Raw genomic sequence first — 16,467 nt, forward strand, 5'->3', positions numbered from 1 at the left:
CGTGGACGCCCCTATGACCTGCGTGCAGTGCGGCCACCCGCACCCCGTGCCGATCACCAGACGCCCGCGCCGGCCTCGCTACTCCTGCCGGTCCTGCGGCGCCGTCTTCAGAGACGCGATCATTGATTCGGAACGGCCGGCGCCGATCGGCCGGGACCCGCTGTCGGCGTTCATGCCCGAACGTATGGTCCGCTGGGTGCGCGAGCGTGATCCCGTCACCGACGCGCCGGACCGGGTGACGCTCGCCCGCTGGTACAAGGACTTCGACGCCCTCGTGGCCGCCGCCAGGAGCTCGCCGGAGGCGCGGGCCACCGTCGAACGGGTCAGCGAGCTCCCCGTCGATCGGCTGCCCGCCGGTGTCCCCGCGTTCTCCAAGGTCTGCGGTGCGTTACGCGCCACCTGCTACGACGCCGAGCTCGCCGCGGCCAGGCTGGGCGGCGCGGACTTCGTCCTCGAACGGGTCGGCCACGTGCGGCACTGGCTCGCCACAGTGGGCCGGTCCACCACCTGGCTGGAAGCGCGGCCCGCCCCGCCCCCGGCCCGTGAAGAGGTCGAGGCCCTCCTCGCGGCGCGGGACTGGTACACCACGGACCAGGTCAGGGCCCTCTTCCGGGCGCTGTTCGGGGTGGACAAGGGGCCATCCGTGACAGGCGTCCTGGAGCGGTTCGGCGACGAACGCGTCCGCCAGGCGCTGGTCGCCTATCTGGAGAGCGGAGCCCGCCCGCTGCGCGAGGCCGTGGCGGCCGAGCTGGACGCCGGGTGACCAGTCGGCCCTCGGCGGCCGAGGCGCATCGCATCGGCCCGCGCCGTCTTCTCATGCTGCTGGGCGGCCGCGCCACCTTCCGCCTCCTGCTGTACGGCTCCGCGGGCGTGCTGGTCGCCGCGTGGAGCCAGGAGGACTTCAATCGGTACGCGGCCGCCATCGGGGCGGCGAGCTGGCTGTGCATGCTGGTCGAGTCGGGGCCGGAGAAGGCGGCACTCACGCTCATCCCGCGGGCCCGGCGTACCCGCGAGCAGATCGCCGGCATGCTGCGCGCGGTCGTCGCGTACGTCCCGCTGCCCTTCGTCGCGGCCGCCGCCGTCGCTCTCCTGCTCGCCCCCGGTTCCCAGGCCGCGCTCTTCCTGCTGGCTGCCGCCTACTACGTCGCCGTAGGCTGCGGGATGCTCGGCGTGGCCGTCCACCGGGCCCTCAGCAGGTACTCCAGGGACACGGCGTACTCCTCGCTGCTCGGCTTCGGCATGCTCGGCATGGCGTGGCTGGCGTTCGCCGTGCCGCTGCCGCCCGCCGGCTACCTGGTCGGGCTACTCGCCCTGGTCACGACCCTGAACATGGTGCTGGTACGCGGTCTGCCACGCGGGGGCGGCGCACCGCACCGCATGCTGCGCGGCGTCCTGGCCCGCACGGCGGTGCTCATGGGTGCGGCCGATGTGATGGCGAATGCCACGATCGGCACACTTTTCGTGGAGCTGTCACTCACCTCGTACGCGGACCAGAGCGGTGACCTCTACCTCATGACACTGGGGTGGGGGTTCGCCGTCTCAGTGGTCTACACGCTGCAGCGGATCTACCAGCCCCGGCTGGCGTTACGGATGGGCGTGGACGGACAGTCCGGCGCGGCGGCGAAGACGCGGGCGCTGGTCCGGCGTGTCGTGCGGGTGTCGGTCTGGGGGAGTGGCCTCTGGCTGGTGCTCGCGGGGGCGGCGCTGGCGGGCGGCCTGGCCGGGACCCGCTCGCTGGTCGTGCTGGTCGCCCTGCTGGCGTCGTTGCTGCCGGGCAACGCGCTGGCGAGCTTCGGGATGTTCGTGCTGGAGAACACCGGTGAGGCCGGGATGCGCAACAGCGCGAAGGCGGTGGTTCTCGCCTGGGCGGTGGTGACTGTGCTGGGCGCGCTGGTGATCCCGTTCGCCGGGGCCGCGGGAGCGGTGTACTCGCTCGGAGCGCAGGGACTTGTTGTCGGACTCGTCCTGAGGAAGCACCTGTGACGACCGGCATCGTTCCGGGCCACTTCCGATTTACAACGATGTAACAAATCTCCCGGCCACTGTTTACAACGTTGGATACAACGATGTAGAACGAGGCATCACCACAAGGGCAGCAGGAGTGTGATGCAAGATGTCCCTGGATGGCCTCACCCGGCGGCGCGCGCTCGGTCTCGGTCTCGGCGCTCTGGTCCTCACCGGATGCGGCGGGGGCGGAGGGCCGCGGAAGGCGGCACAGCAGCAGACGGGCGCGCAGGCGACGGCCGCTCCCACGACCTACACGGGCCCCGCCGTATCCCTGGCGTTCTGGAACGGCTTCACCGGCGGCGACGGCCCGTTCATGAAGCGGCTCGTGGAGCAGTTCAACGGCGAGCACCCGAACATCAAGGTCACCATGAACGTCTACCAGTGGTCGGACTACTACACCAAGGTCCCGGCCGCCGTCTCCGCAGGTCAGGGCCCGGACATCGGCATCATGCACGTCGACAGCGTGGCCACCAACGCCGCCCGCCAGGTGGTCCTGCCGCTCGACGACGTGGCGAAGGCGCTCAACCTCACCGAGGCCGACTTCTCGCCCCCGGTCTGGCAGGCGGGCGTGTACAAGGGAGCGCGTTACTCCATCCCGCTGGACGTGCATCCGCTCGGCATGTTCTACAACAAGACGGTCATGGAGCAGGCGGGGCTCGATCCGGATAATCCGCCCAAGAACGGCGAGGAGTACCTGGCCGCCCTCGAGAAGCTGAAGAAGGCCGGCATCCAGGGCCACTGGGCGACGCCGTTCCCCTTCACCGGGAGCATGCAGTTCGGCAGCCTGCTGCACCAGAACGGCGGCCGGCTGTTCGCCGACGACGCCAGCGTGTCGCGCTTCGCCGAGGAGCCCGGCGTGCAGGCGCTGACCTGGCTGGTCGACCTGGTCAACAAGGGCTACAGCCCCAAGAACGTGGGCCAGGACGCCGACTTCATCGCCCTGCAGAACGGCAAGGCCGCCTTCAACTGGAACGGCATCTGGTCCATCAACACGCTGCGCGAGGTCAAGGGCCTGGAATGGGGCGTGGCGCCGCTGCCTCAGATCGGCACGCAGTCCGCCGCCTGGGCGGGTTCGCACCAGTTCGTCGTCTTCAGGCAGCGCAAGCCCGACCAGAACAAGCTGGCCGCGGCAAAGGTGTTCATCAACTGGATCAGCGGCCACTCGATCGAGTGGGCCAAGGCGGGGCAGGTTCCGGCACGCAGGTCCATCCGCGAGGGCGCGGAGTTCAAGGCGCTGAAGGAGCAGGCGGCGATCGGCTCCCAGATCGACTACCTGTACTTCCTGCCGTCCGTGGCGGGGATCGGGGACGCCTCGGCGGTCGTGGACCAGGCGGTCAACGCGGCGATCCTGCTGAAGAAGAGCCCGAAGGACGCGCTCGCCGAGGCCGCCGCCAAGGCGGACAAGATCCTCGAGCAGAACCGGAAGAAGTACGGCGCCTGATGGCCACGCTCACCGTCACAACAGCCCGGAAATCCAGGTCCGGAGCGCTCACCTGGTCCGGGCGGGCCACGCCTTATCTCTTCATGGCTCCGTACCTCGTGCTCTTCGGCGTCTTCGTGCTGGCGCCGGCCGTCTTCGGGATCTGGGTGAGCCTGCACGACTGGGACTACCTGCTCGAGGGCAAGCCGTTCGTCGGCCTGGAGAACTACTCCGCGCTGTTCGACCCCTCGTCGGCCGTCTATGACGACTTCTGGACGTCGATGCGGGCCACCGGGATCTTCACGTTGTTCAGCGTGCCGTTCCTGGTGGTGCTGCCGCTCGGGATCGCGCTGCTGCTCAACCGGCCGTTCCGGGGGCGGACGTTCTTCCGGGGGCTGTTCTTCGCCCCGTACGTGCTCGGGGTGGCGGTCGTCTGCCTGATGTGGCGGCTGCTGCTCGACCCCAACCTCGGCCTCGTCGACTGGCTGCTCGGCACCGACATCGCGTGGACGACCTCGCTGCCCTGGGCGTGGGTGGCGCTCGTGGGGGTCACCGTGTGGTGGACGCTGGGGTTCAACGGTGTGATCTATCTGGCGGGCATGCAGGACATACCTCGGGAGCTGTACGACGCCGCCAAGGTGGACGGGGCAGGGCGGTGGGCCGAGTTCCGGCACGTGACGTTGCCCGGACTGCGACCCGTGGCGTTGTTCGTGGTGACGACGACGATTCTGGCGTCGGCCAACATGTTCGGGCAGTCGTACCTGCTGACCCAGGGCGCGCCGGGCGCGGAGACCAGGACCGCGATCTTCTACATCCTCGACGTGGGGCTCAGCCAGTACAAGATGGGCAGCGCCTCCGCGATGAGCTACGTGCTCACGCTCGCCCTGATCGTCGTCAGCGTGCTCAACTTCCGGCTCTTCAGGGGGCGGTCGTGAGGCGTTACACGGTCCTCCTCGCGCTGGCCGTGGTCTTCGTGGCGCCGCTGCTGTGGGCGCTCGGCACCTCGTTCAAGAGCAAGGGCGAGGCCACGCGGGTGCCGCCGACGCTGTGGCCCGCCGAGCCGGTCACCGACGCGTACGGCAGGCTCTTCGAGGGCACCACGCAGACGCCGGTGCTGCGCTGGTTCCTCAACAGCCTGATCGCCGCCACCGGGCACATGCTGCTCGTCCTGTTCGTCTCGTCGCTGGCCGCGTACGCGCTGGCCAGGCTGGAGTTCCGGGGCAAGAGGCTGATGTTCGGCGTCATCGTGGGGACGCTGCTGGTGCCCGGGTTCGTCTTCCTCATCCCGCAGTTCCTGATCATCGACCAGCTGGGCTGGCTGGACAGCCTGACCGCGCTGATCGTGCCGGGGGCGGCGGGGGCGTTCGGGGTGTTCTTCCTGCGGCAGTTCTTCCTCGGGCTGCCGCGCGAGCTGGACGAGGCGGCGCTCATGGAGGGGGCCAACCACTGGCTCATCTTTCTGCGGATCACGTTGCCGCTGTCGAAGCCGGCGCTGGCCACGCTGGCGGTGATCAGCTTCATGAGCAACTGGAACGACTTCATCTGGCCGGTCTTCGTGATCTTCAGTCCCGACTACTTCACGCTGCCGCCTGGGCTGTCCATCCTCCAGGGCGCTTACACGATCGACTATCCCGTGATCATGGCGGGTGCCGTGCTGGCGAGCGTGCCGGTGCTGATCTTGTTCGCGCTGACCCAGCGGTACGTCATCGAAGGCATCTCTCGTAGCGGCTTGAAAGGCTGATATATGCGTATCGCAGCGGTCGTTTCGCTGGTCATGTCGTTACTTTCCGGGCAGTCGTATGACAATCCCGTGTCGGCGGGCTTCGCCGACACCTTCGCCGATCCCGCCGTGATCCGCGGTCTCGACGGCTACTGGTACTCCTACGGCACCTCCGACCCGCTACGCGAGGGCGAGGGCAAGCACCACCGGCTGCCGATCGCCCGCTCTGCCGACCTGGTCTCGTGGACGTATGTGGGTGACGCGTTCGGCGAGAACAACCTGCCCCCGTACGCCGCCCCCGGCAGCCTGCTCTGGGCGCCCGACGTCCGCTACCTCGACGGCCGGTACGTCATGTACTTCACGGTCACCAACACCGCCGGCACCCCGCACGAATGGGACTTCTCGATCGGCGCGGCCACCGCCCCGACGCCGACCGGCCCGTGGACCCACCTCTCGGCGCCGGTGGTCGCGCCGCGCCCGTCCGGGGGCTCGTACTGGAACACGATCGACCCGGCGCAGTTCACGGACGTGGACGGTCGGAAATACCTCTACTTCGGCGGATTTTTCGGTGGATTGTGGGTTACGGAGCTGAGCCCCGACGGCCTCCATACGGAGGGGCAGCCGACGCAGGTGGCCGTTGACAACAAGTTCGAGGGCTCGTACGTGGTGCGCCGCGACGGCTACTACTACCTGCTGGCCTCCTCCGCGAACTGCTGCGCCGGCCCCACCACCGGCTACTCGGTCCTGGCCGGCCGCGCCACCACCCCGCGCGGCCCGTTCGTCGACCGCGAGGGCCAGCCGCTGCTCGCGTCCCGCGCCGGCGGCACCCCGGTCCTCGACCAGAACGGCAACCGCTGGATCGGCGTCGGCCACCACGCCCAGCTCACCGACCTTTCCGGTCAGGACTGGATGATGTACCACGCGATCGACCGCGACGACCCCTTCCTGGACGAGCCGTACGGAATCAATGAGCGGCCGATGCTGCTCGACCGGCTGGACTGGATCGACGGCTGGCCGGTGGTGCGGGCGGGCGCCGGGCCGTCGGAGCGGTCCGACGAGACACCGGTCACGCGCGGGTTCGTGAGCCTGACGGATGACCTGTCGGGGTGGCGTGGTGCGGGCTGGACCATACAAGACGGATATGTCCGGCACACCGACAAGGGCGCGCTGACGGCGCGGCGGGCGGTCGGCGGAGACATTCGCGCCGAAACGGACCTCCGCCTGCCCGATCAGTCAGCCCAGCAGCCAGGCGCGCAGTCGGCAGGGCGATCGGCCGGGCTGCGGATCGGTGGTGCGACCGTGACGGTGTCCGGCAGCGGGCTGACCGTCGCGGCGGGGAGCGCCCACCGTACGGTCGCCCTGCCGGGCGGGGTCGCGACGTGGCGCAACCTGGCCGTCACGGTCAAGGGCCGGACGATCACGGCCGAGGTCTCGTCGAGCCGCCTCGGCGATCCCCAGGCCACGGTCCGCCTTGACTCACCGGTCCCGTTGTCCGGCACCTTCGCGCTGGTGGCCGAGGGTGTGGCCGACTTCGACAACGTCAGCGTGGCCAAGCTCGCCAAGCCCGTGACCCGTCCGGCGCCGATGCCCCGTACCGGTGCCCTGGTCGACGCCGACGAGTTCGACGGCGGGGACACCTCCTGGCAGTGGGTCCGCCAGGATCCGGACGCTCGCGTGGCAGGTGGCGTGCTGCGCTGGCCGGTCCAGGGCGCCGACCTGGTGGGCGCCGCCAACACCGCGAGCGTCCTGCTCCGCGACGCGCCGGAGGGCGACTATGTCGCAGAGACCAAGGTGACGCTCGACCTCGGCGAGGACACCGTGCGCAACTACCAGCAGGCGGGCCTGATCGCCTACGTCTCCGACGACGACTTCGCCCGCCTCTCGCAGGTGGCCATCTGGAACACCCGCCAGGTGGAGTACGGCCGGGAGCTCCCGTTCGCCGGCCGCCTCTCCTACGGCGGCAACATCGTCGGCCCGCCGGCCAGGACGACGTGGCTCAGGCTGGCGCACCACGTGGATCCGGTGAGCGGGGAGCACGAGTTCCGCGCCGGGTCGAGCCGCGACGGCAAGACGTGGACGTGGGGTGGTGTGTGGACGTTCCCGAAGGACACCGCGCCGCGCATCGGCCTCGTCGCCCACGGCGGTGCGCAGCCGCCGGTCAACGCCGAGTTCGACTATCTGCGCATTTATCGGAGCAAATAGCGAGCACCCCGGCAGTACCGTGATGATTGTCCATTTCTGTGACAAGTGTGGTAAATCTCCTCCGTCACACTTGTCACGGAGGTCCCATGCGTACCTTGTCCATCGTCGGCTTGACCACCTTGATGCTGGGGTTGGGCAGCCACGCCGCAACCGCCGACCCGCTGGACGGCGCCGTGGCGGATGGGCCGCTCGCGCACCAGGTCCCGACGACGTTCGCGGCAGGAAGCGACTACTGGACCCCGGAGCGGATGCGCGCCGCACAGCCGCTTGCCGCCCCCGCCGGCACGGCGAGCGCCGACACCGGGAGCGCGACACCGTACGCCGCGCAGGAGCAGGTGGACATCGCACCCACCCCTTCGAAGGACACGATGCGCTGGGTCACTCCGTACGCCACCTCGGCGGCCAAGCAGCGGCCGTGGAACTCCGGCGGCCTCATCGCCAAGACGGCGGGCAAGGTGTTCGGCACCGGCGGCAGCGGCAGGGACTTCGTGGCCTCCGGCAACGTCGTGAGCAGCGCGGACGGGGACGTCATCGTCACTGTCGGGCACGCGTTGATCGACGGCGAGGGCCGATGGAGCAAGAACCTGGTCTTCGTCCCGGCGTACAAGAACGGCGCGGCACCGTACGGCAAGTTCGCGGCGCGGACCATGTTCATCTGGTCCGGCTACTACAAGGACGGCGCTCACCAGCCGCCGCTCGACTTCGGCATGCTGGTGGTCAAGCCGGTGAACGGCAAGACGCCCGTGAAGGCCGTGGGCGGCCAGGGCCTCAGGTTCAACTCCACCGCCGTCGGCTTGTCCAACCTGCTGCTCGGCTACCCGAGCAACGGCAACGGCGGACAGACCCTGCAGTATTGCAGCGGCGCCTCGGTGACCCCGGCGTACGGCATGAAGTACGCGCTGAAGTGCGACATGGGCGGGGGCTCCAGCGGTGGCCCCTGGTTCCAGAGTTTCAACAAGATCACCGGCACCGGTTACCAGATCTCCGTCCACGCGCTGCGCAACACCACCACCAGCTACGGCTCCTACTTCGGCCCCGAGGCGCTCAAGACCTTCCGCGCCGCAGAAGCCGCCTGACCCGCTGCCCGTGCCTGCGCCACCAGGCATGGGCCCACAACTCGGGGGCCACGCCAGAGTGCATTGTGGTAGTAAAGACCCCTATTGAGGTGATTGTGACAGTAGGGGGAAATGTGACCATGCTCAGCCGCCGACGGCTCCTCCAGGCGAGCGCGGGTGCCGTGCCGGCGATCGCGCTCGGGGCGCGTCCAGCGCAGGCCGCCGCGGCCGAGCCGCTGACCACCGGGGTGGTGCCGAGCGCGCTGGCCGGGTTCGACAAGGCGATGAAGACGTTCATCACGGAGCGGAACATCTCCTGCGCCCAGCTCGCGGTCGCCAAGAACGGCAAGATCCTGCTCGCCCGCGGCTACGGGATCTACTCCAGGCCGGGCGCCTCCATCATGCGGGTGCAGCCGACGTCCCTGTTCCGGATCGCGAGCCTCAGCAAGAGCCTCACGGCGGCCGCGATCGTCCGCCTGGTCCAGGACGGCAAGCTGACCTTGGGCGCCAAGGTGGCCCCCCTGCTGGGGCTGTCCACCGCGGCCGACCCCAGGCTGGCGAACGTCACCCTGTGGCGGCTGCTCCAGCATCTCGGCGGCTGGGACAGGGACGTCTCGAAGGACCCGCTGTGGAACGACCACACGATCTCCGCGTCGCTGGACGCGCCGCTGCCGATCGACCACGCCGACATCATCAAGTACGTCACCGCGAGGAAGCTCGACTTCGACCCGGGCACGAAGTTCGTCTACAGCAACTACGGCTACATGCTGGCGGGCCGGATCATCGAGAAGGTCTCGGGCCTGAGCTACGAGTCGTACGTGCGGCAGAAGCTCCTGGCCCCCGTCGGGATCACCCGCCCGCGGCTCGGCCGCAGCCTCCGCTCGGAGGCCTTCTCCACCGAGGTGACCTACCAGTCGAAGTACACCAACAAGAGCGTCGTGGACACGTCGGGCACCGTCGTGCCGTTCCCCTACGGCGGTTTCAACATGCCCAACCAGGACGCGAACGGCGGCTGGCTCGCCTCCGCCGTCGACATGGTCAAGTGGGGCTTCGTCTTCAACGGCGCCGGACCCGTGCTCAACTCCACGTCGCTCTCCCGCGTATTCGCCAAGCCCGAGACCGGCGTGACCGCGGGCGGCTCCTGGTACGGCCTCGGCTGGAACGTGCGCAACAACAACGCCGGAGGGCTCAACACCTGGCACACCGGCAGCATGCCGGGCACGTTCAGCTTCCTCGCGCGGGTGCAGAACGGCGTCAGCTACTGTGCGATCTTCAACCGCAGGGAGGAAGAGGGGACGCCCGACTTCGACTCGATCGACCCCATCCTCGGCCAGGCGATCGGCACCGTGAGGACGTGGCCGACCACGGATCTCACGCCGAAGTACTTCTGACCGGCCCGCAAAAGCTCTCCAAAACCGCCTCGTGACCACCGATGTCGCGTCATGTAGCGTCGCGGGAAAGGCAAGACCTACCGAGGAGCGGTAGATGGTAGAGGAGCAGCGACTCGACGCGACAGGACAGCAGCAGACGAGAAGGCAACTGGTCCGGGCGGTGATCGCCTCCGCCGTGGGGACCTCGATCGAATGGTACGACTTCTTCCTGTACGGCTTCGCCGCCAGCACGATCTTCGCGGATCTGTTCTTCCCGAAGAGTGACCCCACGACGGGTCTCCTGCTGTCTCTCGGCACCTACTTCGGCGGGTTCGCCGCCCGCCCGATCGGGGCGGCGATCTTCGGGCACTACGGCGATCGGATCGGCCGCAAGGCCACCCTGATCATCACGCTCCTGAGCATGGGCATCGCCACCGCGCTCGTCGGCCTGGTGCCGACGTACGCGCAGATCGGCATCTGGGGCGGCGTCCTGCTGACCGTGCTCCGGCTGCTCCAGGGCATCAGCGTCGGCGGCGAGTGGGGCGGGTCCGTGCTGCTGGCCACCGAGTGGGGCAAGTCGCGCGGCGGGCGGCGCGGGTTCCTGGGCAGCTGGCCGCAGTTCGGGGTGCCGGTCGGGCTCGTGCTCGGCTACCTGGCCCTCCAGGTGTTCCAGCCGCTCGACCCCTACTGGGGATGGCGCATCCCGTTCCTGCTCAGCATCGTGATGGCCGGCGTCGGCCTCTACATCAGGATCGGCATCCTGGAGACGCCGGTCTTCACCAAGGTCCTGCAGGAGAACCGGGTCGAGCGCGTCCCCGTGCGCGAGGTCCTCGCCAGGAACTGGCGGGAGATCGTGCTGAGCGCGCTGCTCAGGACCGGCCAGCAGGCGCCGTTCTACATCTTCACCGTCTTCATCCTGACGTACGCCACCAAGACCCTGGGGTTCGCCGCGGGTGAGATCTATCCGTACGTCATCGCCGCCGGGGTCGTGTCGCTGTTCACCGTGCCGTTCTGGGGATACATCTCCGACCTCGTGGGGCGGCGCAAGCTGTACATCGTCGGCGCCGCGGCCATGGTGGTCTGGTCGTTCATCTACTGGCCGCTGCTCGACACCCGCGTCCCCTCGCTGGTCTTCCTGGCCATCGTGCTGGCGGCGCCCATCCACGACATCCAGTACGGCCCGCAGGCCACGTTCATCGCCGAGACCTTCACCGGGCGGCTTCGCTACAGCGGGGCCTCGCTCGGATACCAGCTGGCCTCGGTGACGGCGGGCGGTCCCGCGCCGCTGATCGCGGTGTGGTTGTACGCCACGTACCAGAGCTCGTTCGCCATCGCCGTGTATATGGCGATATGTGCGCTGATCAGCGTGGTTGCGGCGGCCGCGCTCAAGGACCGGTCGCAGCAGGATTACGCGATCGAGTACGACGACGTCCAGCCCGAGACCCGCTAGAACACCCAGGGGGCACCCGACCGGGTGCCCCCTCCCTGCGTGTCAGCCGTAAGCGCGTACCTCGAGCAGCCCGACCGAGCCCTGGCCGCTCTGCAGCACCACCCGGAGCCGGGTGGTGCTGACGGCGCTGAACGGCGTTCGACCAGGTCCTGGCGACGATGACGATGATCTTGTGCTGCGCCAGGAGGCCGGTCTCCGGCGTGAACTTCATGGTGTTCACTTGACGTGCTCTCCGCCATGAACGGCAGAGATTCCCGTGCTGCTCACGCAGCAGTTCATGCCGCCTGCACGGCACGACCTATGGAACGGGACGCTTGACGCTTCACCGACCCACCCAACGGCGAGTCTCCACGTCCTGTCACCGCCCGTCCGGCGGCATCGTTATACCCAATGAATCAAGGAAGTGATCTCTCGGCCAGCTTGGTTATCGCTCGCCTGTTCGATCGCAAGAACCTTACCGTATGTGGCCGCGTAGTCGCAAGGAGTTTCGTCGCTGCATGCTCGCGCCTCAGAGGGCATTCACGCGCGAGCCTTCACCATCCCGCCTGAAGGCGGGAGCGCTGGCCCGCATTTCGGGTAGAGGCTCTCCAGTTGGCTGAGCAGGTTGTCGGGGTCGAAGTTGTACGGAGAGGGCGCGGTCTTGGGTCCGTGCCTGACCGGTCACCCCATAACACGATGAAGTTCGCTGACTCCTTCGTGCGTTCGGGGACCCACGGCACCTCACCGGTGCTCGTCCAGTGCGGTGTTAGCGCCAACACTATGCGGCATGTCACATGGTCAAAGCGGCATAGAGTGTTCGGGCTGGCAACAAGGGCTGTCAAGACGTGGTGAAAATTTCAGTCCACGAAGGCCGCGGCGGCCGCGTGGGCCTGGGCGAGTTGCTCCTCCTCTGCCGTCCATCCGGCGAACTCACGGGTCAGCGTGGTCGCCGCGGTGGTGCGCGTGTCGGTGCTGATGGTGACGGGCAGCCCGGTGGCCAGGAGGCGGGTGGCGGGGTGTTCGGCCCGGCTGCGGACGGCGCCGGTCAGCACGTTGCTGGTCGGGCACATCTCCAGGGCGATCCGGTCGCGCCGCAGCCGCTCGAGCAGCGCGCTGTCGGTCGTGCAGCGTACGCCGTGGCCGATCCGGCGGGCGCCGAGCACGTCGATCGCCTCCCACATGCTCTCCGGGCCCGCCGCCTCGCCGGCGTGCACCGTACACGGGAGCCCCGCCGCGTGGGCGAGGTCGAAGGCGGCCAGGTGCGGTGCGGCGCCGTGCAGCCACTCGTCGCCGGCCAGGTCGAGCCCGGCCACCTTGTCGCGGTGCCGCAACGCCGTCTCGGCGACGGAGAGGCTCTCCTGCGGCGTCTGGTGCCGCAGGCAGCACAGCAGCAGCCCGGTACGCACTCCGGTGGCCGCCCGCCCCGCCGCCAGCCCCTCGGCGACGGCCTCGACCGCCTCGTCCTGGGACATGCCGTGCCGGCCGTGCAGTTGCGGGGCGAAGCGCACCTCGCCGTAGACCACGCCGTCGGCCCGCCAGTCCTCGACCAGCTCGCGGGCGGCCCTGCTCAGCGCGTCGGGGGTCTGCAGCACCTGGAGAGGCACGTCGATGTAGGTGAGGAACGTGCCCAGGCTGCCGCAGCCGGCGGGCGCCGTGACCAGCCGCTCGACGGGGCCGTCCAGGGTGATGCCCTGGCGGCGGGCCAGGTCGGCGACGGTGCCGGGCCGTACCGATCCGTCGAGGTGGCAGTGCAGCTCGTATCGCGGGATCATCGATGTCCTTCCGGGGCGCAGGTGTCGAAGAGCAACTGTTTGAAGCCCTGCTCGTCCACCCGCCGGACCAGCGTCACGTTCGGGGCGGGAGCGCAGCGGCGGCGGTCGATGATCAGCTGGCCGCGGGTGTCCTGCCCGAGGGAGACACCCACGTACGCCTGCTCCTGCTCGGCGATCAGCTCGGGCCGGAGCGCCACGGCCATCGCGACGGGGTCGGGGAGGTCGTATCCGGCCAGGCCGGTGACGGCTTGGGCCCACTCGGCGAGCGTGCGGTTGACGCGATGGGCGAAGGTCGCCATGGGAGTGCCGAGCTGCTCCAGCCAGAGCTGGTCGGCGGGGGTCATGACGGCGTCCTTGCGGGAGACGTCCCAGCCGATCCAGGTCACCTGCTCCGGCGTGGCCGACTCCAGCACCACCCGGGCGGCCTCGGGGTCGGCCCACACATTGAACTCGGCGGTGGCCGAGATGTTGCCGCGCATGTCGGCGGCGCCCGCCATGCAGTACACGTGCCGGTACCGGCCGAGCAGCTCGCGGTCGCGGAGCAGGGCGACGGCGAGGTTGGTGAGCGGGCCTAGGGTGACCAGCGTCAGCTCGCCCGGGTGCCGGTGCGGGTAGTTCAGGAGGACGTCGACCGCGTGCTCAGGCTGGGCGTCGCGAACGGGCGCCGGCAGGCTGATGTCGCCCATCCCGTCATGGCCATGCACATGCTGGGCGGTGGACAACATGCGGGTCATCGGGCACTCACAGCCGGGATGGACGGGAATGTCGTCGCGCCCGGCCACCTCCAGGGAGATGAGCGCGTTACGGGTCCCCGTCGCCAGGGGCACGTTGCCCGCCACCGTGGTCACGGCGCGGATGTCGCCGAGACCGCTGGCGGCGGCCAGCAGCAGCGCCACGGCGTCGTCGGAGCCGGTGTCGGTGTCCACGATCAAAGGCAGCACGGAACCTCCTGTCTAATCGTTTAGAACCTCGAGAGCGCCTATCTAATCGATTAGATGCGAGAATGTAAACCGCTATGACGAAACGCGCGAGCACTCTGGCTGACGTGGCCCGCAGAGCGGGGACCTCGACGGCGGTGGTCAGCTATGTGATGAACAACGGCCCCCGTCCAGTGGCCGCCGCCACTCGCGAACGCGTGCTGGCCGCGGCGGCCGAGCTCGGCTACCGCCCCAACCGCATCGCCCGCGCGCTGCGCTCCCGCACCACGGGGGTGGTGGGCCTGGTGCTGGCCGACGCGTCCAACCCGTACTTCGGCGCTCTGGCCAGGCACATCGAGCAGGCGCTCGAGTGGCGCGACCGGCTCACGCTGGTGGGCAACGCGGGGTTCTCGGCGGAGCGACAGCGGCATCTCGTCGAACGTTTCCTGGCCGCCCAGGTCGACGGGCTGGTGATCGTCTCACCGCACACCGCCGGCGACGCGGCGGCGCCGGCGGAGGCGGCAGGCGTACCCGCCGTGTACGTCCACAACGGCCCCGCGGGCGGGCACGCCCCGGTGGTGGCGGCCGACAACGAGGGGGCCGTGCGGGCGGCGGTCGCACACCTGCGTGAGCACGGGCACCGGAGCATCGCCTTCCTGGCGGGCCCGCACGACGACGGGCCCGTGGGGGTGCGGCGGGAGGCCTGGGACGCGGCCGTCGCCGGGGACCCCGCCCCCGTGCTCCTGCGCTGCTCCTACTCGCGTGGCGCGGCGGACGCCCTGACCCGCCGTCTCGTCTCGGAGGGCGCCATGCCGCGCGCCTTGGTCGCGGCCACCGACGAGCAGGCCATCGGCGTCCTGTCCGGCGCCTGGGCCTGCGGCCTTCCCGTCCCCGACCGGCTCGCCCTGATCAGTCTCGACGGGACCCCGGAGAGCGCCTACACCGCCCCCGCGCTGACGGTCACCGAGCAGCCGCTCCTCGCCATGGCCGAACACGCCGTGGACCTGCTGCTCTCCCCTGACGCGCGCGCCGAGCCGCCGGCCGAGGCCAAGGTGGCGGCCCTTGTCCCGAGGCGCAGCTGCGGCTGCGGGGGGTGACTCCAGAGCCACAGGAGGGCATGGCGTTACCCATACCCGATGCTGGGCAGGATCGCGGCGGCGAGATCGATCCGAGCAGCGAGGGAACGAAGGTCATGTGTCACGGGGCCGCGATGACCGTTCATGTCCTGGACGGCGTCGGCGGCGCCGACCTGGGCGCCGCGCGGATGCAGATGGCGCTGTCGCTGGGCTGGCACATCGTGCTCGCCTGCTTCGGCGTCGGGATGCCGGCCATCACGCTGATCGCCGAGTGGCGGGGCCACCGCAGCGGCGATTCGCACTACCGGCTGCTGGCCCGCCGCTGGGCCAAGGCGATGGGCGTGCTGTTCGCGGTGGGCGCGGTCTCGGGCACGATCCTGTCGTTCGAGATGGGGCTGCTGTGGCCGGGCATGATGGGCGTGTACGGCGAGGTCATCGGCCTGCCGTTCTCGCTTGAGGGCATCGCGTTCTTCATCGAGGCCATCTTCCTGGGCGTCTACCTGTACGCCTGGGACCGGCTGCCGTTTCGGGCGCACATGCTGGCCGGGATCCCGATCGTGGTGGCGGGGGTGGCCAGCGCGTTCTTCGTGGTCAGCGCCAACGCCTGGATGCAGCGGCCGACCGGCTTCCAGGTGCGGGACGGCCGCATCGTGGCGGTCGACCCCTGGGCGGCGATGTTCAACCCGGCCACGCCGCCGATGACCGTGCACATGATCCTGGCCGCGTTCATGGTCGCCGGGTTCGGCATGGCGAGCGTCTACGCCGTCGCCATGCTGCGCGGTCGCCGCGACCGCTACCACCGGCTCGGGCTGCTGCTGCCGCTGACCGTGGCGGCGATCATCACCCCGGTGCAGATCGGCGTGGGCGACTGGGCCGCCCACTCCGTGGCCGACCACCAGCCGGTCAAGCTCGCCGCCATGGAGGGCGTGTTCAAAACCGGGCGCGGGGTCCCGCTCCATCTCGGCGGCATCGCGACCGACGGAGAGCTGCGGTACGCGCTGGAGATCCCGTACGGGCTGTCGCTGCTGGCGCACTGGGATCCGAACGCCGAGATCCACGGTCTGGAGGAGGTGCCGCCCGCCGATCGCCCGCCGGTCAACGTGGTGCACTGGGCGTTCCAGATCATGGTCGCGATGGGCTTCGCCCTGCTGGCCCTGGCCGCCTGGCTGGCGTGGGAGTGGAGACGACGGCGGGACCTGCCCAGATCGCCGTGGTTCCTGCGTGGGGTGGCGGCTTCGGGCGTGGCCGCGGTGCTGGCGCTGGAGGCCGGCTGGATCGTCACCGAGGTGGGCCGCCAGCCGTGGATCGTCTTCCGGGTGCTGCGCACGTCGCAGGCGGTCAACCCGGCGCCCGGCCTGGTGTACGGGTTCGTGCTGGTCACACTGGTCTACCTGCTGCTGACCGTGGCCACCGTCTACGTGCTGCGCCGCCTGGCCCGCGACGTCCCCGTGCCGGTCGCGCCCCAGGAACGCGACATCACCGGCTACAAGGTCGTGTGA

Annotated in this window: 13 protein-coding genes; 11 read left to right on the forward strand and 2 right to left on the reverse strand. The window is 69.6% G+C overall.

Going from position 1 to position 16,467, the window contains the following annotated elements; translation table 11 throughout:
- The first annotated feature begins 1 nt into the window (after position 1).
- The 9 genes from ACIBVN_RS12520 to ACIBVN_RS12560 all read left to right on the forward strand — a co-directional run bounded on the left by ACIBVN_RS12520 (position 2) and on the right by ACIBVN_RS12560 (position 11,224).
- Complete coding sequence (locus ACIBVN_RS12520; protein ID WP_397135568.1) at positions 2-763, forward strand: hypothetical protein; 762 nt, start codon at positions 2-4, stop codon at positions 761-763.
- On the forward strand, positions 760-1,983 hold the full coding sequence (locus ACIBVN_RS12525; protein ID WP_397135570.1) for a hypothetical protein: 1,224 nt from the start codon (positions 760-762) through the stop codon (positions 1,981-1,983). The genes ACIBVN_RS12520 and ACIBVN_RS12525 overlap by 4 nt, the downstream gene beginning before the upstream one ends.
- A gap of 130 nt (positions 1,984-2,113) precedes the next feature.
- On the forward strand, positions 2,114-3,448 hold the full coding sequence (locus ACIBVN_RS12530; RefSeq protein ID WP_397135572.1) for an ABC transporter substrate-binding protein: 1,335 nt from the start codon (positions 2,114-2,116) through the stop codon (positions 3,446-3,448).
- Complete coding sequence (locus ACIBVN_RS12535; protein ID WP_397135574.1) at positions 3,448-4,362, forward strand: carbohydrate ABC transporter permease; 915 nt, start codon at positions 3,448-3,450, stop codon at positions 4,360-4,362. Before ACIBVN_RS12530 ends, ACIBVN_RS12535 begins: the two co-directional genes overlap by 1 nt.
- Positions 4,359-5,168 (forward strand): carbohydrate ABC transporter permease, encoded by an 810-nt coding sequence (locus ACIBVN_RS12540; RefSeq protein WP_397135576.1) that lies wholly within the window; start codon positions 4,359-4,361, stop codon positions 5,166-5,168. Before ACIBVN_RS12535 ends, ACIBVN_RS12540 begins: the two co-directional genes overlap by 4 nt.
- Positions 5,169-5,171: 3 nt before the next feature.
- Complete coding sequence (locus ACIBVN_RS12545) at positions 5,172-7,349, forward strand: family 43 glycosylhydrolase (RefSeq protein WP_397135578.1); 2,178 nt, start codon at positions 5,172-5,174, stop codon at positions 7,347-7,349.
- A gap of 86 nt (positions 7,350-7,435) precedes the next feature.
- On the forward strand, positions 7,436-8,425 hold the full coding sequence (locus ACIBVN_RS12550; RefSeq protein ID WP_397135580.1) for a trypsin-like serine peptidase: 990 nt from the start codon (positions 7,436-7,438) through the stop codon (positions 8,423-8,425).
- Positions 8,426-8,544: 119 nt separating this feature from the next.
- The gene (locus ACIBVN_RS12555) at positions 8,545-9,795 is read left to right on the forward strand and encodes a serine hydrolase domain-containing protein (RefSeq protein WP_397135970.1); all 1,251 of its coding nucleotides are present in this window, start codon (positions 8,545-8,547) and stop codon (positions 9,793-9,795) included.
- A 94-nt stretch (positions 9,796-9,889) separates the two neighbouring features.
- Positions 9,890-11,224 (forward strand): MFS transporter, encoded by a 1,335-nt coding sequence (locus tag ACIBVN_RS12560; protein WP_397135582.1) that lies wholly within the window; start codon positions 9,890-9,892, stop codon positions 11,222-11,224.
- A gap of 836 nt (positions 11,225-12,060) precedes the next feature.
- Here ACIBVN_RS12560 and add read toward each other — a convergent pair.
- Together add and ACIBVN_RS12570 are read right to left on the reverse strand one after the other, a co-directional pair.
- Positions 12,061-12,975: an adenosine deaminase gene (gene add / locus ACIBVN_RS12565; protein WP_397135584.1), complete on the reverse strand. Its 915-nt coding sequence runs from the start codon at positions 12,973-12,975 to the stop codon at positions 12,061-12,063.
- Positions 12,972-13,916, reverse strand: a complete 945-nt coding sequence (locus ACIBVN_RS12570; protein ID WP_397135586.1) for a nucleoside hydrolase — start codon at positions 13,914-13,916, stop codon at positions 12,972-12,974. Before ACIBVN_RS12570 ends, add begins: the two co-directional genes overlap by 4 nt.
- A 104-nt stretch (positions 13,917-14,020) precedes the next feature.
- Between ACIBVN_RS12570 and ACIBVN_RS12575 the strand changes: the two genes are divergently transcribed.
- Together ACIBVN_RS12575 and ACIBVN_RS12580 are read left to right on the forward strand one after the other, a co-directional pair.
- Positions 14,021-14,989, forward strand: coding sequence for a LacI family DNA-binding transcriptional regulator (locus tag ACIBVN_RS12575; protein ID WP_397135588.1), 969 nt, complete (start codon positions 14,021-14,023; stop codon positions 14,987-14,989).
- A 113-nt stretch (positions 14,990-15,102) separates the two neighbouring features.
- Positions 15,103-16,467, forward strand: a complete 1,365-nt coding sequence (locus ACIBVN_RS12580; protein ID WP_397135590.1) for a cytochrome ubiquinol oxidase subunit I — start codon at positions 15,103-15,105, stop codon at positions 16,465-16,467.

The sequence above is a fragment of the Nonomuraea sp. NPDC049400 genome (assembly GCF_044466425.1).
GTDB lineage: Bacteria > Actinomycetota > Actinomycetes > Streptosporangiales > Streptosporangiaceae > Nonomuraea.